The sequence below is a fragment of the Bifidobacterium sp. ESL0764 genome, assembly GCF_029395515.1.
Taxonomy (GTDB): domain Bacteria; phylum Actinomycetota; class Actinomycetes; order Actinomycetales; family Bifidobacteriaceae; genus Bifidobacterium.
Window position 1 is genome coordinate 1,969,531 of sequence record NZ_CP113919.1, and the last position, 15,769, is coordinate 1,985,299.

General features: G+C 61.1%; 15 protein-coding genes. 8 read left to right on the forward strand and 7 right to left on the reverse strand.

The genetic code is table 11. The annotated features are described in order from the left end of the window. Positions 1-99 precede the first annotated feature (99 nt). From OZX71_RS07645 to OZX71_RS07660, 4 genes are all read left to right on the forward strand, one after another. The gene (locus tag OZX71_RS07645; RefSeq protein ID WP_277159886.1) at positions 100-1,845 is read left to right on the forward strand and encodes a hypothetical protein; all 1,746 of its coding nucleotides are present in this window, start codon (positions 100-102) and stop codon (positions 1,843-1,845) included. Then, complete coding sequence (locus tag OZX71_RS07650; protein WP_277159887.1) at positions 1,845-3,197, forward strand: plasmid recombination protein; 1,353 nt, start codon at positions 1,845-1,847, stop codon at positions 3,195-3,197. Before OZX71_RS07645 ends, OZX71_RS07650 begins: the two co-directional genes overlap by 1 nt. A 136-nt stretch (positions 3,198-3,333) precedes the next feature. Then, a complete protein-coding gene (locus OZX71_RS07655; RefSeq protein ID WP_277159888.1) occupies positions 3,334-4,383 on the forward strand; it encodes a hypothetical protein in 1,050 nt (349 codons plus the stop codon). Next, positions 4,349-4,603: a hypothetical protein gene (locus OZX71_RS07660; RefSeq protein ID WP_277159889.1), complete on the forward strand. Its 255-nt coding sequence runs from the start codon at positions 4,349-4,351 to the stop codon at positions 4,601-4,603. The genes OZX71_RS07655 and OZX71_RS07660 overlap by 35 nt, the downstream gene beginning before the upstream one ends. Before the next feature lie 226 nt (positions 4,604-4,829). On the opposite strand, the gene OZX71_RS07665 is transcribed toward OZX71_RS07660, so the two are convergent. The 5 genes from OZX71_RS07665 to OZX71_RS07685 form a co-directional block, all read right to left on the reverse strand. After that, the gene (locus OZX71_RS07665) at positions 4,830-5,552 is read right to left on the reverse strand and encodes a hypothetical protein (protein ID WP_277159890.1); all 723 of its coding nucleotides are present in this window, start codon (positions 5,550-5,552) and stop codon (positions 4,830-4,832) included. A gap of 84 nt (positions 5,553-5,636) precedes the next feature. Continuing rightward, the gene (locus OZX71_RS07670; RefSeq protein WP_277159891.1) at positions 5,637-6,641 is read right to left on the reverse strand and encodes a hypothetical protein; all 1,005 of its coding nucleotides are present in this window, start codon (positions 6,639-6,641) and stop codon (positions 5,637-5,639) included. A gap of 60 nt (positions 6,642-6,701) precedes the next feature. Then, positions 6,702-7,073: a hypothetical protein gene (locus tag OZX71_RS07675; RefSeq protein WP_277159892.1), complete on the reverse strand. Its 372-nt coding sequence runs from the start codon at positions 7,071-7,073 to the stop codon at positions 6,702-6,704. Between the two features lie 69 nt (positions 7,074-7,142). Beyond that, a complete protein-coding gene (locus OZX71_RS07680) occupies positions 7,143-7,952 on the reverse strand; it encodes a hypothetical protein (protein ID WP_277159893.1) in 810 nt (269 codons plus the stop codon). Positions 7,953-8,436: 484 nt separating this feature from the next. Then, positions 8,437-8,937 (reverse strand): hypothetical protein, encoded by a 501-nt coding sequence (locus tag OZX71_RS07685; RefSeq protein WP_277159894.1) that lies wholly within the window; start codon positions 8,935-8,937, stop codon positions 8,437-8,439. A gap of 190 nt (positions 8,938-9,127) precedes the next feature. Here OZX71_RS07685 and OZX71_RS07690 point away from each other — a divergent pair, with 190 nt between their 5' ends. The 3 genes from OZX71_RS07690 to OZX71_RS07700 all read left to right on the forward strand — a co-directional run bounded on the left by OZX71_RS07690 (position 9,128) and on the right by OZX71_RS07700 (position 12,772). Next, positions 9,128-10,849 carry a hypothetical protein gene (locus OZX71_RS07690; RefSeq protein WP_277159895.1) on the forward strand — a complete coding sequence of 574 codons (1,722 nt, stop codon included), beginning with the start codon at positions 9,128-9,130 and terminating at the stop codon, positions 10,847-10,849. 347 nt (positions 10,850-11,196) lie between these two features. Next, positions 11,197-11,775: a hypothetical protein gene (locus tag OZX71_RS07695; RefSeq protein WP_277159896.1), complete on the forward strand. Its 579-nt coding sequence runs from the start codon at positions 11,197-11,199 to the stop codon at positions 11,773-11,775. Between the two features lie 832 nt (positions 11,776-12,607). Beyond that, positions 12,608-12,772, forward strand: coding sequence for a hypothetical protein (locus OZX71_RS07700; protein ID WP_277159897.1), 165 nt, complete (start codon positions 12,608-12,610; stop codon positions 12,770-12,772). A 52-nt stretch (positions 12,773-12,824) separates the two neighbouring features. Here OZX71_RS07700 and OZX71_RS07705 read toward each other — a convergent pair whose 3' ends face one another. After that, positions 12,825-13,400, reverse strand: coding sequence for a recombinase family protein (locus OZX71_RS07705; RefSeq protein WP_277159898.1), 576 nt, complete (start codon positions 13,398-13,400; stop codon positions 12,825-12,827). 208 nt (positions 13,401-13,608) lie between these two features. Next, on the reverse strand, positions 13,609-14,145 hold the full coding sequence (locus OZX71_RS07710; protein ID WP_277159899.1) for a hypothetical protein: 537 nt from the start codon (positions 14,143-14,145) through the stop codon (positions 13,609-13,611). Between the two features lie 290 nt (positions 14,146-14,435). Between OZX71_RS07710 and OZX71_RS07715 the strand changes: the two genes are divergently transcribed. Then, positions 14,436-15,689 (forward strand): site-specific integrase, encoded by a 1,254-nt coding sequence (locus OZX71_RS07715; RefSeq protein WP_277159900.1) that lies wholly within the window; start codon positions 14,436-14,438, stop codon positions 15,687-15,689. The last annotated feature ends 80 nt before the right edge of the window (positions 15,690-15,769 follow it).

A 15,769-nucleotide genomic window follows, 5' to 3' on the forward strand; every position in this document is an offset into this window, starting at 1 on the left:
CAGCGGCGTTGCAGCGCCTGTTCATCTGGTGATTATTGCCGTGATTATTAACGGGTCATTATCAATGGCACGCCGCAGCGCAATCAGAGGTGGTCTCCGATGATAGCCAAGCGCAAACGTCCGAGCCGCGTCACCCAGTTGGAATTCGTCCAAAGGCCCGACAAGTGGCCATTGGCTAAGGGCTGCGAGCATGACCCCCGCAAGTTGCTGGAACGTATCGTCCATATTTTCGAGGAGCATGGTCACGAGGTCATAATCGCGTACGGAATCATGCACGATTCCGACATCTACCAGGTCTTGGACTATCTCGATCCGCATCCTTGGTTCTCGATCCACAAGCCGGGCAGTCCCAAGCCGGACCATGATCATTTCCTAGTCCATCTGCGCCCCGGGGACGGCGTGACGCTCAAGGATGCGGCGGAATGGCTGGGGCTCGACCCCCAGTACGTGGAGAAGATGAAACAGGGCAAATACGGGTGGGACGACGCCTGTTCATATATGACTCATTATAAGACCGTCTGGAAACACCAATACAGTCCCGACGACGTGGTGACCGTATGCGGTCCGCCGTACGCCAAACTGTTTGGGGTTCGTCGACTGGACTGGTTCGCTGGCCGGCAGTACGTGAACTCGGCCAACATCGGGAAGCTGCTGCCCGTGCTGGAGCAGATGGTGCGCGAGGGCAAGCTCGACAGGGACGGCATGGTGTCGGACGACGGGGTGTTCGAGGTCATGTCGTACCTGAAGCGAAAGGACAGGAAGGAACTCGAGGATCTGGCCGACATGGCCGGGGAACACATCGCGGCGAAGAAGGCGGAACGGATGAGGCGGGAAGGCATCCCGGTGGCCCTCATCTGGTTCCACGGCCAGGGATCCGGCTCAGGCAAGACGCTGGGCGCGGAGACCCTCGCCCGACGGCTGCGCGAGGCTTTTGGGTGGAAGCAATTCGACACGACCACCACGCACGTGATGGAGGGCTACCGGTCCGAGGACGTCGTCGTGATCGACGAGTTCGACCAGGGTTCCCTCCGGTTCAGCGAGGTCCTTCAGCTCACCGATCCGATGAACATCCACCGTAGCGACTCCCGCTACAAGAAGACGGGCCCGATCGTGGCGCGTGTCATCATCGTGACCTCATCGGCGTCGCTCCAGGATATCGTGGCCCTGCTGGCGGGACGGGAGAGCCACGGGATGCCCATGGACGAGATACTGCGCCGGATCACTGTCTACATCGACGCGGTCGGCTACGAGCTGTCCCCCGAGGGGTCATCCGAACCACGGCGGCACGGCTATGACATCTACACTCCGCAACTCTCACACGACGGCGCGGTGCATTCCTGGGAACTGTCCGCGCCCGACATCCCTGAACAGTACGACCAGTACTTCCCTGGAGACGACCATGGCCCCAAACTCAAATCCATGCGCGGCTTGGAATACGTCGGATCGGTGGACTCGCCCGACGCCCTCGCCGACACGCTGATGGACATGCCGGCGCTCAAGGCGTCCCTGCCAGGCGGTCCGGAAGGCCATGGCACGGAACCGCACGCCGCGTTGGAGACCGATCTCGGGAAGGTCAAACGCAGGCGGATGATGCTGCACCTCAAGTCCGCGGGATACAGCGAAGCCGCGGTCACGCATCTGATCGAGGACCATTGGCAGACCGCGCCCGAAGCGAGTTTCGGATGGCAAGACGATTGTCTGGTGTGCGCCATGCTGAAGGCCGATCCCACGCTCGGCCTCGAGGACGCAAAAAAACGAGCCGAGCAGAAACGGCATGAGCGGGAAATGCGGGACGCCAAGCAAATAGACCCGATGTCGAGAAACATTAAGAAGGATCTGATCTGATGGCAGGTTGCAGCATAGAGAAGTATCCGCAGGGCAAGGCCCGGGCTGTAATGCAACACAATCTGCGGTTGGGGAAGCATCATTCCAATCCCCACATCGACGCGTCGAGGAGGTGTCTGAACCGTGTCTACACGGTTGACGGTGAGAACCCGGTCGAGCGTTTCGAGCGCCTGACCGGGGAGGCCCGCGCCCATAAGCCGAGGGGCCGCCGTGAGGGCAAAAGCATGGTCGAGATGGTCTCCGCGGTCTACGACCTGCCTCTGGATTTCCCCCACCCTGACGATCCGGCGGAGATCGACCGTTTTTTCCTTGCCTGCATGCGGATCCAGGCGTCCATGAGTGGCGGATGGGACAACCAGGTCTACGGCGTGAAACACATGGACGAGCTACACGAGTACACCGTCTCAGCGAGTGTCCTGGCGGCCGAGGGCACGCCCGTCCAGCCGGGCGACCCGCCGGTGCGCCGCATGAGCCGCATCCACTGCCATGCCGCCTTCGTCCCCGTGCTCACGCCCGAGCAGATCACGGAGATCAACGGCGTGAAGCCGCGTTCGAGGTCCCGCAAGGGACACGGGCCGTCGGGCAGGTGGTTCGCCGCCAACCAGCTGCTTACGCGTGGCTGGTACCGGGAGCTCAACAGGCGCGTCCAGCGGATGGCCCTCAAGGAATTCCATTGCCACTACGAGGCCAGGCACGGGTACTCGTCGTCGGCGGAGGTGGAGCAGTTGAAGCTTGAAAGCGCGGTGGCCGAGCAGGCGGAGCCGCTGGTCGCCAGGGCCCGTGAGCAGGCCAGGGCCGCCGGGGAGGACCGGCGTAAGGCGTCGGAGACGCTGGACATGGCCCGTCAACGTGACGCCGAGAGCGCCGCGACACGTAGAGAGCTTGACGACCGTGAGGCCGGTCTGGAACGGCGTGAGGCGTCGTTCGCCGAGCGTGTGCGCGTCTGGGAACAGAAGGTGAAAATCGAGTTTGTGGACCGTCTCAAGGCCTGGCTTGAGCGTGAGCTTGCGAAGGCGCGCGAGACGTTCGCGCGCGCCCGCCGCGAGGGTTACGAGGCCGGCCGTGCCGAGGGCTACCGGGCGGGTGTCGGGCAGGGCGCCAGGGCGCTTGACGCGGCCCCTCAGATGCCCGCGGCCGGGTCGGTGTCGGGCGAGCAGCTGCGTGCGGTGGAGGCGTTGCGCCGCCAGCTGGACGGCGGGGACGGGGCACCGCCGGCGTCCGGCCGGGCACGCCACGCGTACACGGCAGCCGAGTGGGCGGCCCTGCCGCCCACCAGGCGCGCCGTGCTCGTCTCACGGGGCGTACAGCCGCCCCAGGCGTACAGGGAGGCGGATCATGGGCGCACACTGTAAGACGCCGGCGTCCTGCCGGTCGCCGTGACCTGCGGCGCCAGGGTCGGCGCCGGCCATGAAAACAAGAGGAAACGTCACGCCGCCGTGAGCGGCGGACACGGATCGCGCGGTCCACCGCGCAGAAAGAAATATCATCATGACAACAACAAACACAACACCTACGACGCACAGGAACATCGGGGGCGACGCGTTCGCCGCGGTCATCGAGCGCATGCTCGACCCGGACTGGTTCGCGGCGAGGCGGGGGGAGTACCGGCTCCTGCTCGCCACGCACCCCCGGCTCAGGGCCGCCGACGGCCGGCTCGGCGACGGGCACGACCTGGATGGTCTGATGTGCTACATGGTCGTCGAGTCCATCGAACCGGGCATCGACGACGAGGAGGCGGCCAGTCTGGTGCTGGCCTGCCTAACGGACGCCACCAGCTCGGACGGCGGCGACACGGGCGACGGTGGCGGCGACGGGCCCCTCATCCAGCTGATCCGCCGCGTCCGCCGTCACAGCCAGCCAAGAGAGGAGGAAAAATCGCCCGAGGAGCAGGTCCGGGAGGCCATCTCCGCTTACGGGCCGGCACTCGCCATGATCGCCGGAAACATGGCCCGGCTCGCCGATCTGTCCGCCCGAGAGGAAAAGAACCGGCGTCTTGCCGGTCAGCTGGAACAGGCCATCGGAATCGCCCAAGGCCATGAGAAACGGACGCGGGAGCGGCTGGATGAGGCCAGCCGGCTGGTCGCGGGGGCCGAGAAGCAGGCAAGCCTGGACCGGGACACGGCGCACCTGCTTCGCCTGATCCACGCCCTCGCCGGCGTCTACCAAGGTGGCAGGGTCTACGACGCGCGCCCCTTTGGACATGGCGTGTGCGAGACCCCGATGAGGGGCAACCGTGACCATCCGTGCTGGTCCGACGCGTACCTCGATCTGTACGCCAAACCGGGCGACGACCGGCTGTGCACCGGCAAGGCCGTCCGCCGACTGCGTAACCAGGGTGTCGACATGACCGGCTGGTGGCCGGCCCACAAGTGGCTCGAACGCCTGTCCCCGGACATCCGTCCGGTCAACAGGCAGCTCATCGCCGAGGCGAAGGCACGGGACGAGGCCGAGAAGGCCCAGACCACCCAGGAGATGCATGACGCCGGGCTGTCCGCTTCCGCAGATGGCGCCACGTACGACGGCCCCGAACTGGAGTAGCATCCCGTCCACGCCGGACGCCATTGCGTCCGAGTGTGGCCGCGCGGGTCGAGGGGGCCTGCAGGCTCCCTCGCCTGGATCCAAGGACGGAGAGCCTTGGCCGCAGCCTCCGCCGTGCCTGTGGACGGGAGCCGTGACCTGTGTCATGGCGCACCCCGTCCACAGGCACGGCGGAGGCGAGGAGCCGAAGACGAGAGCGTGCGGCACCAACCCCATGTAGGTTGGCGCCGCACGCTCTCGTATATGAGGCGAGGGGTGTCGGGGGCGCAAGCCCCCAACCATTTCAGGGCCAACACACCCGCAGGGCCACACGACGGTGTGGTGGCGGAGCCATGCGTTAGCCCTTAAATGCAAGGGCTATTCTTCATAGCCCGCTCCCATATTGAGGATTCATTCCACCATCCGTTCCTTTACCCGGCGACCCGGCCGCCATCTCATCCGTCATATCAGATCCTCAGCGGCCCGTCGACCATCGTGCGATAGCCGGTCAGCGACTCCAGGAACCACGCCGGCACCGGCGAGAACAGCCCACCGAAACGGCGCACCACCCTCAGCCAGTCCTCGAAGACCAATTGGCGCGAACCCTCACTGCCATCCCACACCGTCTCCACCTGGCCACGAAGCGCCGCCACCTGGTCGTCACCGGCCACCGGCACGCCGTCGTCGTCGACCGACGCGAACGTGAGCCGCACGTCACGGCCCCGCGGCGAGCCGGTCTTGAACCAGAACGCCGGATACGCGTCGTCCGACTCCGACATGTCCGTCTCGGCATGGGGGTCCAGGCCGCGCATCATGCCGTCCAGCAAGCGTTGCGCGTATCCGTCGGGCAGCGCCAGCGGCACGAACGGATCAGAACCATATACCTCGCCGACAGATCCAACATCCAGCAGCTCCAATCTGCCCATGCCATTGTCACCGACCGTCATCGACACACCGCCGCTCGAGAACGCCAGCGCATGCTGGCAGCCCAGCGGATCCAGGCCGTCGACCGCGTCCATGTCACGGTCGACCTCGTGCCAGCGGTGCGCCACATCGCCATAGTCGGCGGCATGGCCCGGGATGATCGGCAGCGCCATGTCCGGCAATTTCGTCTCCCCTCGATACAAGCCGTGAAACACGATCGCATGCTCGACCAGACGGTCAAGATGAGATCCGAATAATGTATTCATGTCAGACTCCTTTGATAATCAATGTCCATTCAGCGGCCTTCGGCCGCTTCCGCAATCCATTCGATGACCCATCGGGTAACGGTGTCACTCACCATCCGTCTGCCACAAGCTGACACACGGTCCCACCGGGCTGTAATATTCCGGATCCAGTCCCAAACTCACCAGGATGCCGATGGCCGCGTCGAAACGGCCGTCATCAAAACGGAGGAGACCGATGACCACCTTGGCGATGGCCTCCGGCGTCTGCTCGTACGGGTTCGGCCCGTGATATCGGACGATGTAATCGGCCAGGCGATCCACATCCGAATCGATGCCATGTCCATCCAGCCTCAACGAGACATCCCCATCGCCGATCCCATTATCCGGAAACACCGTGATGGCCTCATGGTCGTCCGCCATATGTCGTTTGCACGCCGAAGCGAACCCCGAACGGACGAAACGGACGATCACATCCCCGCCCGTTTTCGGCGCACGGCCCTCCGCGAACGACAGCGGGACCGTCACCGCGCCCTCGGCGCCACCCGTGTAAACCACGCTCATATCATCGGATTCCATACCCATTTCCTTTCTGGTCTCACGACACTGACAGTCGTCGACCTGCCCGACGATCGCGTCCACCAGACGCGGCATGTCCGTGTCCGTGATGACCGACATGCCGCGCAACGCCTCCGAATCCACGGCCGGATCATCCTTGAACGCCAGGCCGCTGTCATAGACCGGCAGCAGCTTGGAGACGATGCCGGCCAGGTCCGCGCCCTCCGGGCAGTCGACCAGCGGGAGGCCACGCACCGTGGCGACCGACAGGCCGTCCGGCTCGCCGATGGACGGTCCCAGATCAACGGTGATGCCATCCAACGTCCCCTTGCCGAACGCCAACGTGACGCCACCATTATCGACGTCGGTCCGGCGCCCCGCGATCAGACGGGCCGCCATGTCCGAGAACATGGCCCTCGCCGCATCGTCGTCATAGGCGTGCGTGCCCTCGGGCACCCTCGCATCCTTTGATTCCGTGATGGCATGGGCGATCAACACCTGGCCGATCACACGCTCCAGACGCCCCGGCGACACCGTAATACTGATACCTTTCATGATTCCTCCTTATAAAAATCTCATCCGCCACAATCCGAAACGGCCCGGCGGCATCTCGCTTCAATCGGTGAAAGGCCGCCGGATCGGGTCCGGCGGCAGCGGCGCGGGGTCGTCCCCGTGTCCGGTGTCCGCCGGCTCCGCCAGCGCCCGCACCAGATCGAGGGCCGCCGCGACCGTGCCGCCCATGAGCGGGCACGGCAGGCCGACGCTGGCCACGAACAGCAGGCCGACGCCCCAGGGCGTGATGCGGTCGAGCCACCAGGCCAGGCCCGCATCGGTGCTGATCCCGTCCAGGAAGGAGACGGCGGCCCAGCAGCCGAGCGCCGTCAGGACGGCCATGACGGCGAGCGTGCCGGCCGCCCACCCGATGTCGAACCCGCGGCCGAAGCCGCGGCCGACATCCACGGCCCCATCCGATTCATTGCGGTCCATAAAAATCCTTTCGTTGCGGATACGACAAGGCCGCCGGACCCGAATACGGATCCGACGGCCGATGGGCGGTCAGTCGAGCCCGCAGGGAACCTCGTCGGCGCCATCGATGCGATATACCGTCACGCCGTCGGCCAGGGTCCCGGCCGCGGCATGGCCGCGCAGCGACCACGGAGCCGTGAACCGGTCGGCCATCTGCGTGACGATGCTGGCGGGGAGCGTCTTCAGCTCGGGCGCGAACAGCATCGTCGGCTCGTCACCGTACGGGTAGGCGTAGCCGCCCTGCTTGTCGATCTGCCGGTCCATCAGCGCCATCGTCATGGGCGAGCCGTCGGACGTGTGCGCGGCGACGCATTGCAACGGCTCCAACGGGACCTGCCGCGTCCCGCGCACCTGCCGCCACAGGCCTGACCCCAGCCTGCGCATCATATCCGGGGAATCCAACAGGGCCACATCCCCGGTACCCAACGAGAGCACGCCCGCCATGGCGCCCATAGCCACGGGCATGCCGTTGCGGGACGGAAGCCCCATCGTCAGCGGCACGGCGCCCGCGAACCACAGGGACCGGCCGTCGGCCGGCATGCCGACCGTGGCGGCCTCGGCGCCGTCCTGGTCCGCGTGCTGCACGACCGAGAACGCCGGCACGCCGTCGTTGTCCACCGCGTCCTCGGGACTGGCCGTGATCGGCAGGAAACCGGACCACACCATGTCGGCGCGGGACAGCATGTCCGTCCATGCCTCCCACAACGCCCTGGTGTGCCGCTTGGACGCCGAACCATCGGGAAGCTCCTCGCGGAACCGACGCGCCTGGTCCAGCGTATGCGAACGCACCCCATCCAGGAACGCCGTCAGCTCGGCGTCACTCATTTTCTTCAATCCCATATACGACCAAAACCTTTCCAATCCGGAACCATGCCACCCACACAGGCGGCAACAACAAAAAGCCGCCGCCCCACGAAAGGGACGACGGCCGAAAACAATGGCGGACCACGCCGCCAAACGACCACACCCATGACAGGCACCCCCACCGAGCCTACGAAAAGGCCGTCGGGCCCGATGAACGGGAACGACGGCCGACAGACGGGCGCCCTAACGGCGCACGCACGTAAGCGCAAGCACGCCCTCCGCCACCGCCAGGCCCACCCCGACGAACACACGGGGCAAGGCCCGGCCGGCAGGTGCGAAAAGCGCCGGCGTGAGGACGGGAACCAGCCAGGACACGGCCACTACAGGCAACGCGACGGACACGCGCGTGCGACGGTTGTGCGGATCGGAATCAGGCGACATCCGACAAACTCCTTATATCGGGATATGAAAAGACCGCCGGACCCCGGCGGGGAACGACGGCCAACATATCGTCTGGTAATCAAAAGTTGCAACCGATAAAACCATTGCCTGGCTTACATGGGCCATGCGGCGCATCGCCCCACTCAGGATGATAGGACGAATCTCCACCATAGGGATTTGACGATGGGGCCGGAGCAGCTGGTGCTGGTGTGTAGTGTGGCGTGGATGGCGCCGAGTAGTGCGGCGTCTGCCGTCCGCCGGTCCGATAGCCATTGGACCGTGAGCCGTTACCGGATTGGGATACCCCTTGCTGTTGGACTGCCTGGTTTTGCGCTGCCGCAGCGGCCTGGGCGTCGGCAGCGGCCTGGGCATCAGCGTCCGACTTGGCCTTCATCGATGCGTTGACGGCGTCCATAGCATCCTTCAGAGCCCTATCAGATGTACTGTACGCCGTGTAAGCCTCGGTGGTCGCCGCGTTGGCGACGTTACCGGCGAGCATTCCCGCCGACAGTAATAATGTCACGGCGCACGCGGTGAGCGAGCGGATCCTCTTACTCTTCTCCATAGACATGTTGTTCATCGTAATCCTCCTTCAGGATCAGTTGTATTTTCAAAATCAAAATCGAGGCCTGTGGCCTCGTATATCCCCGTCCGGACAGGTGTTTCGACCGTCCAATCCGTTCGATAGAATGAGGCCTGTGGGACTCGCCTTTGTTTAAGGCGTTTTGTACCCACATGTTCATATCACCTATGCAAGGAGCAGGGAGAACATGAAGCTCATTCATCGAAATCCCCGTGTCACGACACCGCCGTCAGGCGGCCAGGGGCATGGCCTGGGGAAGAAACTATTGGGCACGATCATCGCGCTCTCCATGGGGCTTGGCGGCATCGTCGCCATCCCGGGAACGGCCATGGCCGGCCCGAATGATACAGGCGGCGGTGGGTTTGAGCCCATCGGCGACGGTGGCAAAGGCAAATATGACTCGGGCTATGGTGCCGAATGGTGGGCATACGACAATGCCACCCATGACGGTGACGCCCGTGAAGGCGACGGCAAGACAAGCGGCATGAAGCACTGGCCCTATTGGGCACCCGAGATGAACTACCATGATCCGGGTTATGACTTCACCAACATGGACGTCGCCTGCAAGAACGCGTTCAAGAACGCCACCGACAAGCATCCGGGCACACAGCAAAGCGACTACCGAGTCGTCCTGGTAGGCAGCTTCCTCGGCGATGGCAATGGCGGCAAGATTTTCTACGAGAAGAACCCCGGCAATTACCTCACCAACAAGCTCAACGAGGATTGGCCGGCCCTCAAACAGCAGTTCGACAACGCCCACGGCAACAGCGATCCTGACGATAACACAGCATTCGATGATGCTGTTTACAAGGAAGCCTACAACCAGTCGATGCACCAGCGTTCGAACGGACTCAAGGAAGTCCAGATCTGCGTGGTCATCAACAAGGATCAGCCACGCGAAAGCGTCGCCCCGCATACCGATGCAACACCGCAGGGTTCGGCGAACATGGGCAAGCAGGACGTCAGGGACAAAACCTGGTTCTCCAAGTCGAAGGACGACGACACGAAGGCGCCAGCGATAATGGACGGCACCGTCAACGGCCACCTCAAGTATGACGGCGGCTCGTTCCTCGGCAACCCGATCCCGGCCGGCAAGACCAACCAGGACGGCTCCGTGAGCTACAAGAAGGGCGCCTACGACGCCACGGTGGACCTCGGCCAGAAGACGGTGCTCCCGGGCAACTACCACTGGGACACCGACTACGGCGACGGCGTGGACCCGAACAAGCTCGACGGGTCCAACGACCCGAAGGAGCGGTTCAAGGCCGACCCGCTGCCCGTGCCCGTCACCGCGCGCACGAACGCCTTGCAGCAGCCGGCCATGGGCACCAACAACGCCGCCAAGGACAAGGTCTGGATGGGGCTCGACCGCCAGGGCGCGGTCGGCGAGGTGCTCGACGAATTGAAGCACCAGGGCGTGAATATGCCGGTGACCCTCAAGGCCACCGACGAGCTGTGCTACGTGCCCGGCCACGGCTACAGCAAGGACCAGCTGCCCGCCGCCGTGCAGGCCCGTTTCGGCAAGGACACGGCGTACTGCGCCGACGGCATCGAGACCGGCACCGCCGGCCTCCCCTCCCACCAGGTCACCGCCGGCGGCGACGCCACCGACGGCGGCGAATGGTCGACCGAGGCCAGCGTCAGGCCCGAGGACTTCGGATCCGGTTTCACCGGCTGGACGCCGGGCACCTACCACTGGGTGCTGCGCGTGGCTGACGACAGCTCCAAGGGCATCGTCGGCAAGGTCTACAACGGCGCGAGCCCCACGGTCCGCGACGAGATGACCCAGACCGACCTGTACGGCTACACCCAGGTCGTCTCCACCGACAAGCAGATGAGCAACCGCCAGGGCACCATCGTCGCCGGCGGCAGACAGCCCGGGCCGGGCGGGGGCGGGCAGCCTGCCTGAGAGCGCCGCGGGGCGCTTTTTTTATGCCCGAAAACAGGCCAATATCCTTCACACAACCATCACGGCAATGGCGCTTACACGGCGTGTCCTTACGCCCGTGGTGAAACGGCGCTTGACAGGATTTCGCCGAAAACGGCGTTTCGGAGGCCCGAGGGACGCCCTGGCCTCGGCGTGTCGCCGGCCGCCGATCAAGCGAAACGGGGGCAAAACACCCTGATAAGGGGCAAATCCGCCGTATTTTCCTACACTTAATCTTCACAATATCCGGGTCCGTCATGCGTGTCTCGCCCGGTGCGCGTATATTCGGACAAGTACAAGGGAATGACCGGGAAACGGGGAGAAGGATCATGGAATACCTGAAAAGCCACAAGACAACGAGCGTGATTGTGGCCGTCGTCGTCATCGCCTTGGTGGCGGTGGGCGCGTTCTTCGGCGTGAGGGCCGACCGCGGGGCCGCGCTGGCCGACTGCCGGGAAAGCGCCGCGGGCGTCACGGCGGCCTACAAGGCCCACCGGGCCGGGGCCACGAAGGGCGGGCAACTCGCCAGGGACGCCGTGAAGCCCGGCCACCTCACCGACAGGAAACTGCTCAAGACGGTCCAGCAGGACAACAGCAGGGCCGGCAAGGCTCCCAAGGCGGTCGCCTGCCCCGCCGGCGCGCCCGCCAAGACGCTGCGCCAGGACACGCTCGACAACAGGGACCTCGCCGCCGAATACACCGGCGACAAGGACGCCGCGGCCCACCGCAAGGCCCTCGAACAGGACATGGACAAGACCACCCACAAGACCCTCGACACGGACCTCAGGAAGGCCGAACAGCTCTACAAGCAGAGCGAGGGCAAGGTCGCCGACGAGAACACCCGCGCCCAGCTCAAGAAGGCCATCGACCACGCCAAGGCCGTCAGCAAGGACCCGACAGCCAAATAGGCAAATGCGTATCCGCGTGATGCGGTCCCACGGGAACTATGCCCATGGGACCGCATCTGTTTTCATTGAAAGAAGCACCTTCTCGCCTATATCATGCAACCGTCACCGTCCCGGAAAATATAGCGGAACACGGAAAAACACCGAGACTGGCTGAGCAGACTCGACGGTGATACAATATTTCTGCCCATTCGGACTGTTAGGCGTCTGGATGAATGTCAAGAAGGCCTAATCCTTCTTGTGAATTGAAATAGAACAGTCAGTACGGCTTGCCGTATTGGCAGCATTCACGTACGGGAGTGCGTTGTTCGATGAGCGGCATCTCATCGCGGTTTCGCATTGAGGGTGTCGCATGGTCACCATCCGCAAGGGTGGTGTGAATTGAAATATAAAAGATCGGACGGCAACGATCGCTCAAGAGCCTCGGCTTCGGCCGAGGCTCTTCCGTCTCATCCCCTAAAAAAGCAGACCGTCCTATAATGGTTTTTGGCCTATAACCCTGAAATTTAACGTGTATTGTCTGGCGGATACACCTCGGCCCCGGCACCCATTCCAGGTACCGGGGCCGACGGCCATACTGAGAATGAGGATGTGGAAACATCCCCATCGGTTACGGCCTCACCGGTAAAAGCTTTATTCGCCGGCTAGATTCCGATGAGTCACCTCCGTAACAGACAAGTTCAGTATACCATCTTCCGGGATATATACCCGTTCGCGATAAGATGAGCCCGTTGTGTCGGCCCCTCACCAAGGCTTGCATGACCGTGCGGCCATCCAGCCGTATCGACCTCGCCGCGTCTGTCGTGGCGCGGCCATACCGAGAAAGGCATCTTCCATGCCTAACCAAAGGAAGGGTTCCGACTACCCTGACGCCATTCAGGCCATCGTGGCACTGACCATCGTTCTGGCGGCCAACGCCGATAACGCGATGGTTGACGTGCTGCTCGCGATCGTTGTCGGTTGCGGGCTGATCGTCATTTGGAGGTGGCGCAGGCGATAGCTAGGACCACCCGGCACGGGGAGACTCGTGCCGGGTACTTCCTTTCTCCTCTCTACTTTTGCGTTTTTGTTTGCGTCTTGGCCCTGTCGAGCGCACGGTAGACGGTGGTACGCCCGACGTCGTATTGGCGCGCGATTTCATCGACGGTGACGGCCTTGGAGTCGTACAACTCGCGCACCCTCTCGGCCTGGGCCGAGGTAAGCTTGGGTTTGCGCCCGCCTTTGCGGCCGCGTCGGCGTGCGGCCTGGAGGCCGGCGTTGGTGCGCTCGCGAATCAAATCGCGCTCGAACTGGGCCATGGCTGCAAATACATTAAAAACGAGGACGCCACCGGGGGTAGTGGTATCCATTTGTTCGGTGAGGCTGCGGAACTCTACCCCACGTTGTTTGAACAGGTTGACGAGGACCACAAGATTTTGCACGCTGCGTCCAAGCCGGTCAAGTTTCCAGACCGTTACTACATCTCCCTTTCGGAGAGTATCGAGCATCCGGTCGAGCTGCGGACGGTGCTCCTTCGCCCCACTGGCATGATCGGTGTAAATCTTCTCGCAGCCGGCCTTCTTGAGCGCATCAGTCTGAAGCGACTCATCTTGATCCAATGTGCTCACTCTGGCATATCCAATCAGCATCCGGACACCTCCTATATACCGAAACTCGTTACATCCTTATTATATCGGACATTGAATACGGAACGGATTTTGGTACGTTAAAAGCGAAGAAAAGCCACATAAGATCATCCCAATTGCCGATGTTTCATAAACGAACGTTTGTGGAACAAGGAAACTATCAGATAAATCTTTGTAGAATCATCAAAACACGAGAAATCAATCAGTGAAGCTAGCGAGTAGACGGAACAACCTGGTTACCCAGTAGAGCAATAGCCATAAGTAGGATAGCTATACCAAGAAAAACGTATCCTAAATGGACAACGCCAATACGTTCATCTTCTTTTTTTCTAGCATTCTTTTCATCTTCGGATATGTTGTCGATGAGATCAAGCAAGACATCTTCCCGGCGGTTTTTATTTTCGCCGAACTCGGCAGCTTTATCGCGTAATTCTTTTATAGCGGGCTGTTTTTCATTGCGACCGGGTTTGCATAAATCAAACACACCGATACCGATTGCCAACAAAAGGAACACCAATGAAAAAATTCTGACCCACTTACACCACTCCGCCTGAACCGTAGATAATGATATAAGAGCTGAGGTAAGCGACGCAAAACCTATGAGCTGCTGACTCTGTTGGATAGAGATATCGACTTGATGACGGCGAAAATCCTGTTGGTGTCTCAGCTCAGTGAGGACATCTTCAAGAGATTCCACTACTCCGTCATCTTCCATGCGCTCCCCCGCCACGAGTTTCTTCTCACCCATGCTTAATTACTCTGCGAACACCCTTGGGATGCAGAGAATTTGTATGTATGCTGGTCTGATTTTGTGGATTAACATGACTTGGAGGAGCATTATGGACACCGGGCTGAGGCTTCTGATTATTGCCTTCATCTTTAGACATCATTCACACCTTTCTCTCACTCTGCATTTATTGCCATTATAGATTATCGACCCGCCCCGTGGCAGCTTTTCTTTGGATACCAGAGACACTTTTTCTATAAGGTTCGAATTGAACCATGCTGTACTTCTACACTCAGCGATAGAATCGGTATATGACAGCTTCAAAGGCAAAAATCGAACCAGGCGAGACAAGTATCGACCGCGCGAAGGTGCGCAAAGAAAACGGGGTCTACGTATTCGATTGGAGAATACGTCTCATGGACGGAAGACTGTTGAACCGCCGTTCTCAAGGTAAAACTATTGGAATAGCTCGCGCAAGAGCGAGAAAAACAGCAACGGAGTTGCTCCGCGCTGGCGATCAGAAAACTTGGAAGACAACAGATCTGATTAACGATTACATCGTCAAGGTAAGTATCCCGTCCATCGAGGCATCAAACCTACGGAAAAATACGAAACTGCGCTACTTGGCGGCAATAAAGCAAGTCATCGCCGCCTACAAAACAAGTCAAAACACGAAGGGATACACAATCGCCGGCGGCACCACCTTCAAGGCCCTGGAATCCGTCCTGAGAGCCGTGGCACGAGAACATGGAAAGGAAAGTGCCCATCACGCCAGAACAGTCCTCAGCAAATATGTTTTGCAAAGCATGGTGCGGGACCAGCTCGTGGAGAACAATCTTCTCCTCAAGGAGAGCATCGACCTTAACCTGCCAGAGGACGATAACGACGCTGCTACCCCAAGGGGCGGGCACGCGCTGACCTTACCGCAGTATGCGTCTATCGTGCAAAAGCTACTGAGCATAGTCCCGGAAGACGGGATCAGCAAACCCAAACAGGGCAGGTTTGGCCTGGAAGACCGCATAGCGAAAAGACGTAACACAATAGACGTAACGTTGCTGCAAGCCGCGACGGGCTTACGCATCGGAGAAGCCAACGCCATCACTTGGAAAAACATTAGATTTGGCGAGCGGTCGCAGGCCACTGTACATATTTCGAAGGCCCTGTCTAAGACACATAAGATGCGGGATGTGCCAGTACTCATTCCAGCGGTTGTCGAGCGTCTACAGGCGCGTAAAAGAGCTTCTAGCAGCAGTTCTGATTATGTCATAGGCTCCCCAACTGACGCTTCGAAAATATGGGATGCACGAAATTGCTCAAAGTCCATCGCCAATCTTTATTGTGAACTCGCCGATGAACTCAACATAGAACTGCTGAAAACTGCGAGATCTCATGTCTGGCGAGCTACGCTCAACACCATGCTTCTAGGATCCGTCCCGGAAATAATCCGCGCAGCCTATTTCGGCCATACCCAAGAAGTCAATAGAGATTCATATACCGACACCACAAACGTCGCGCCGATGCTCCAGGCATTCAATCAGCTTTTTCTTCAATTGAGTGCCTCCTAAATATGAGCGTAAAACTCAGCGATAGAATTGTTACATACAGTTACAACCAGTGACATAAAATGATGATGAGTCATCTGAAA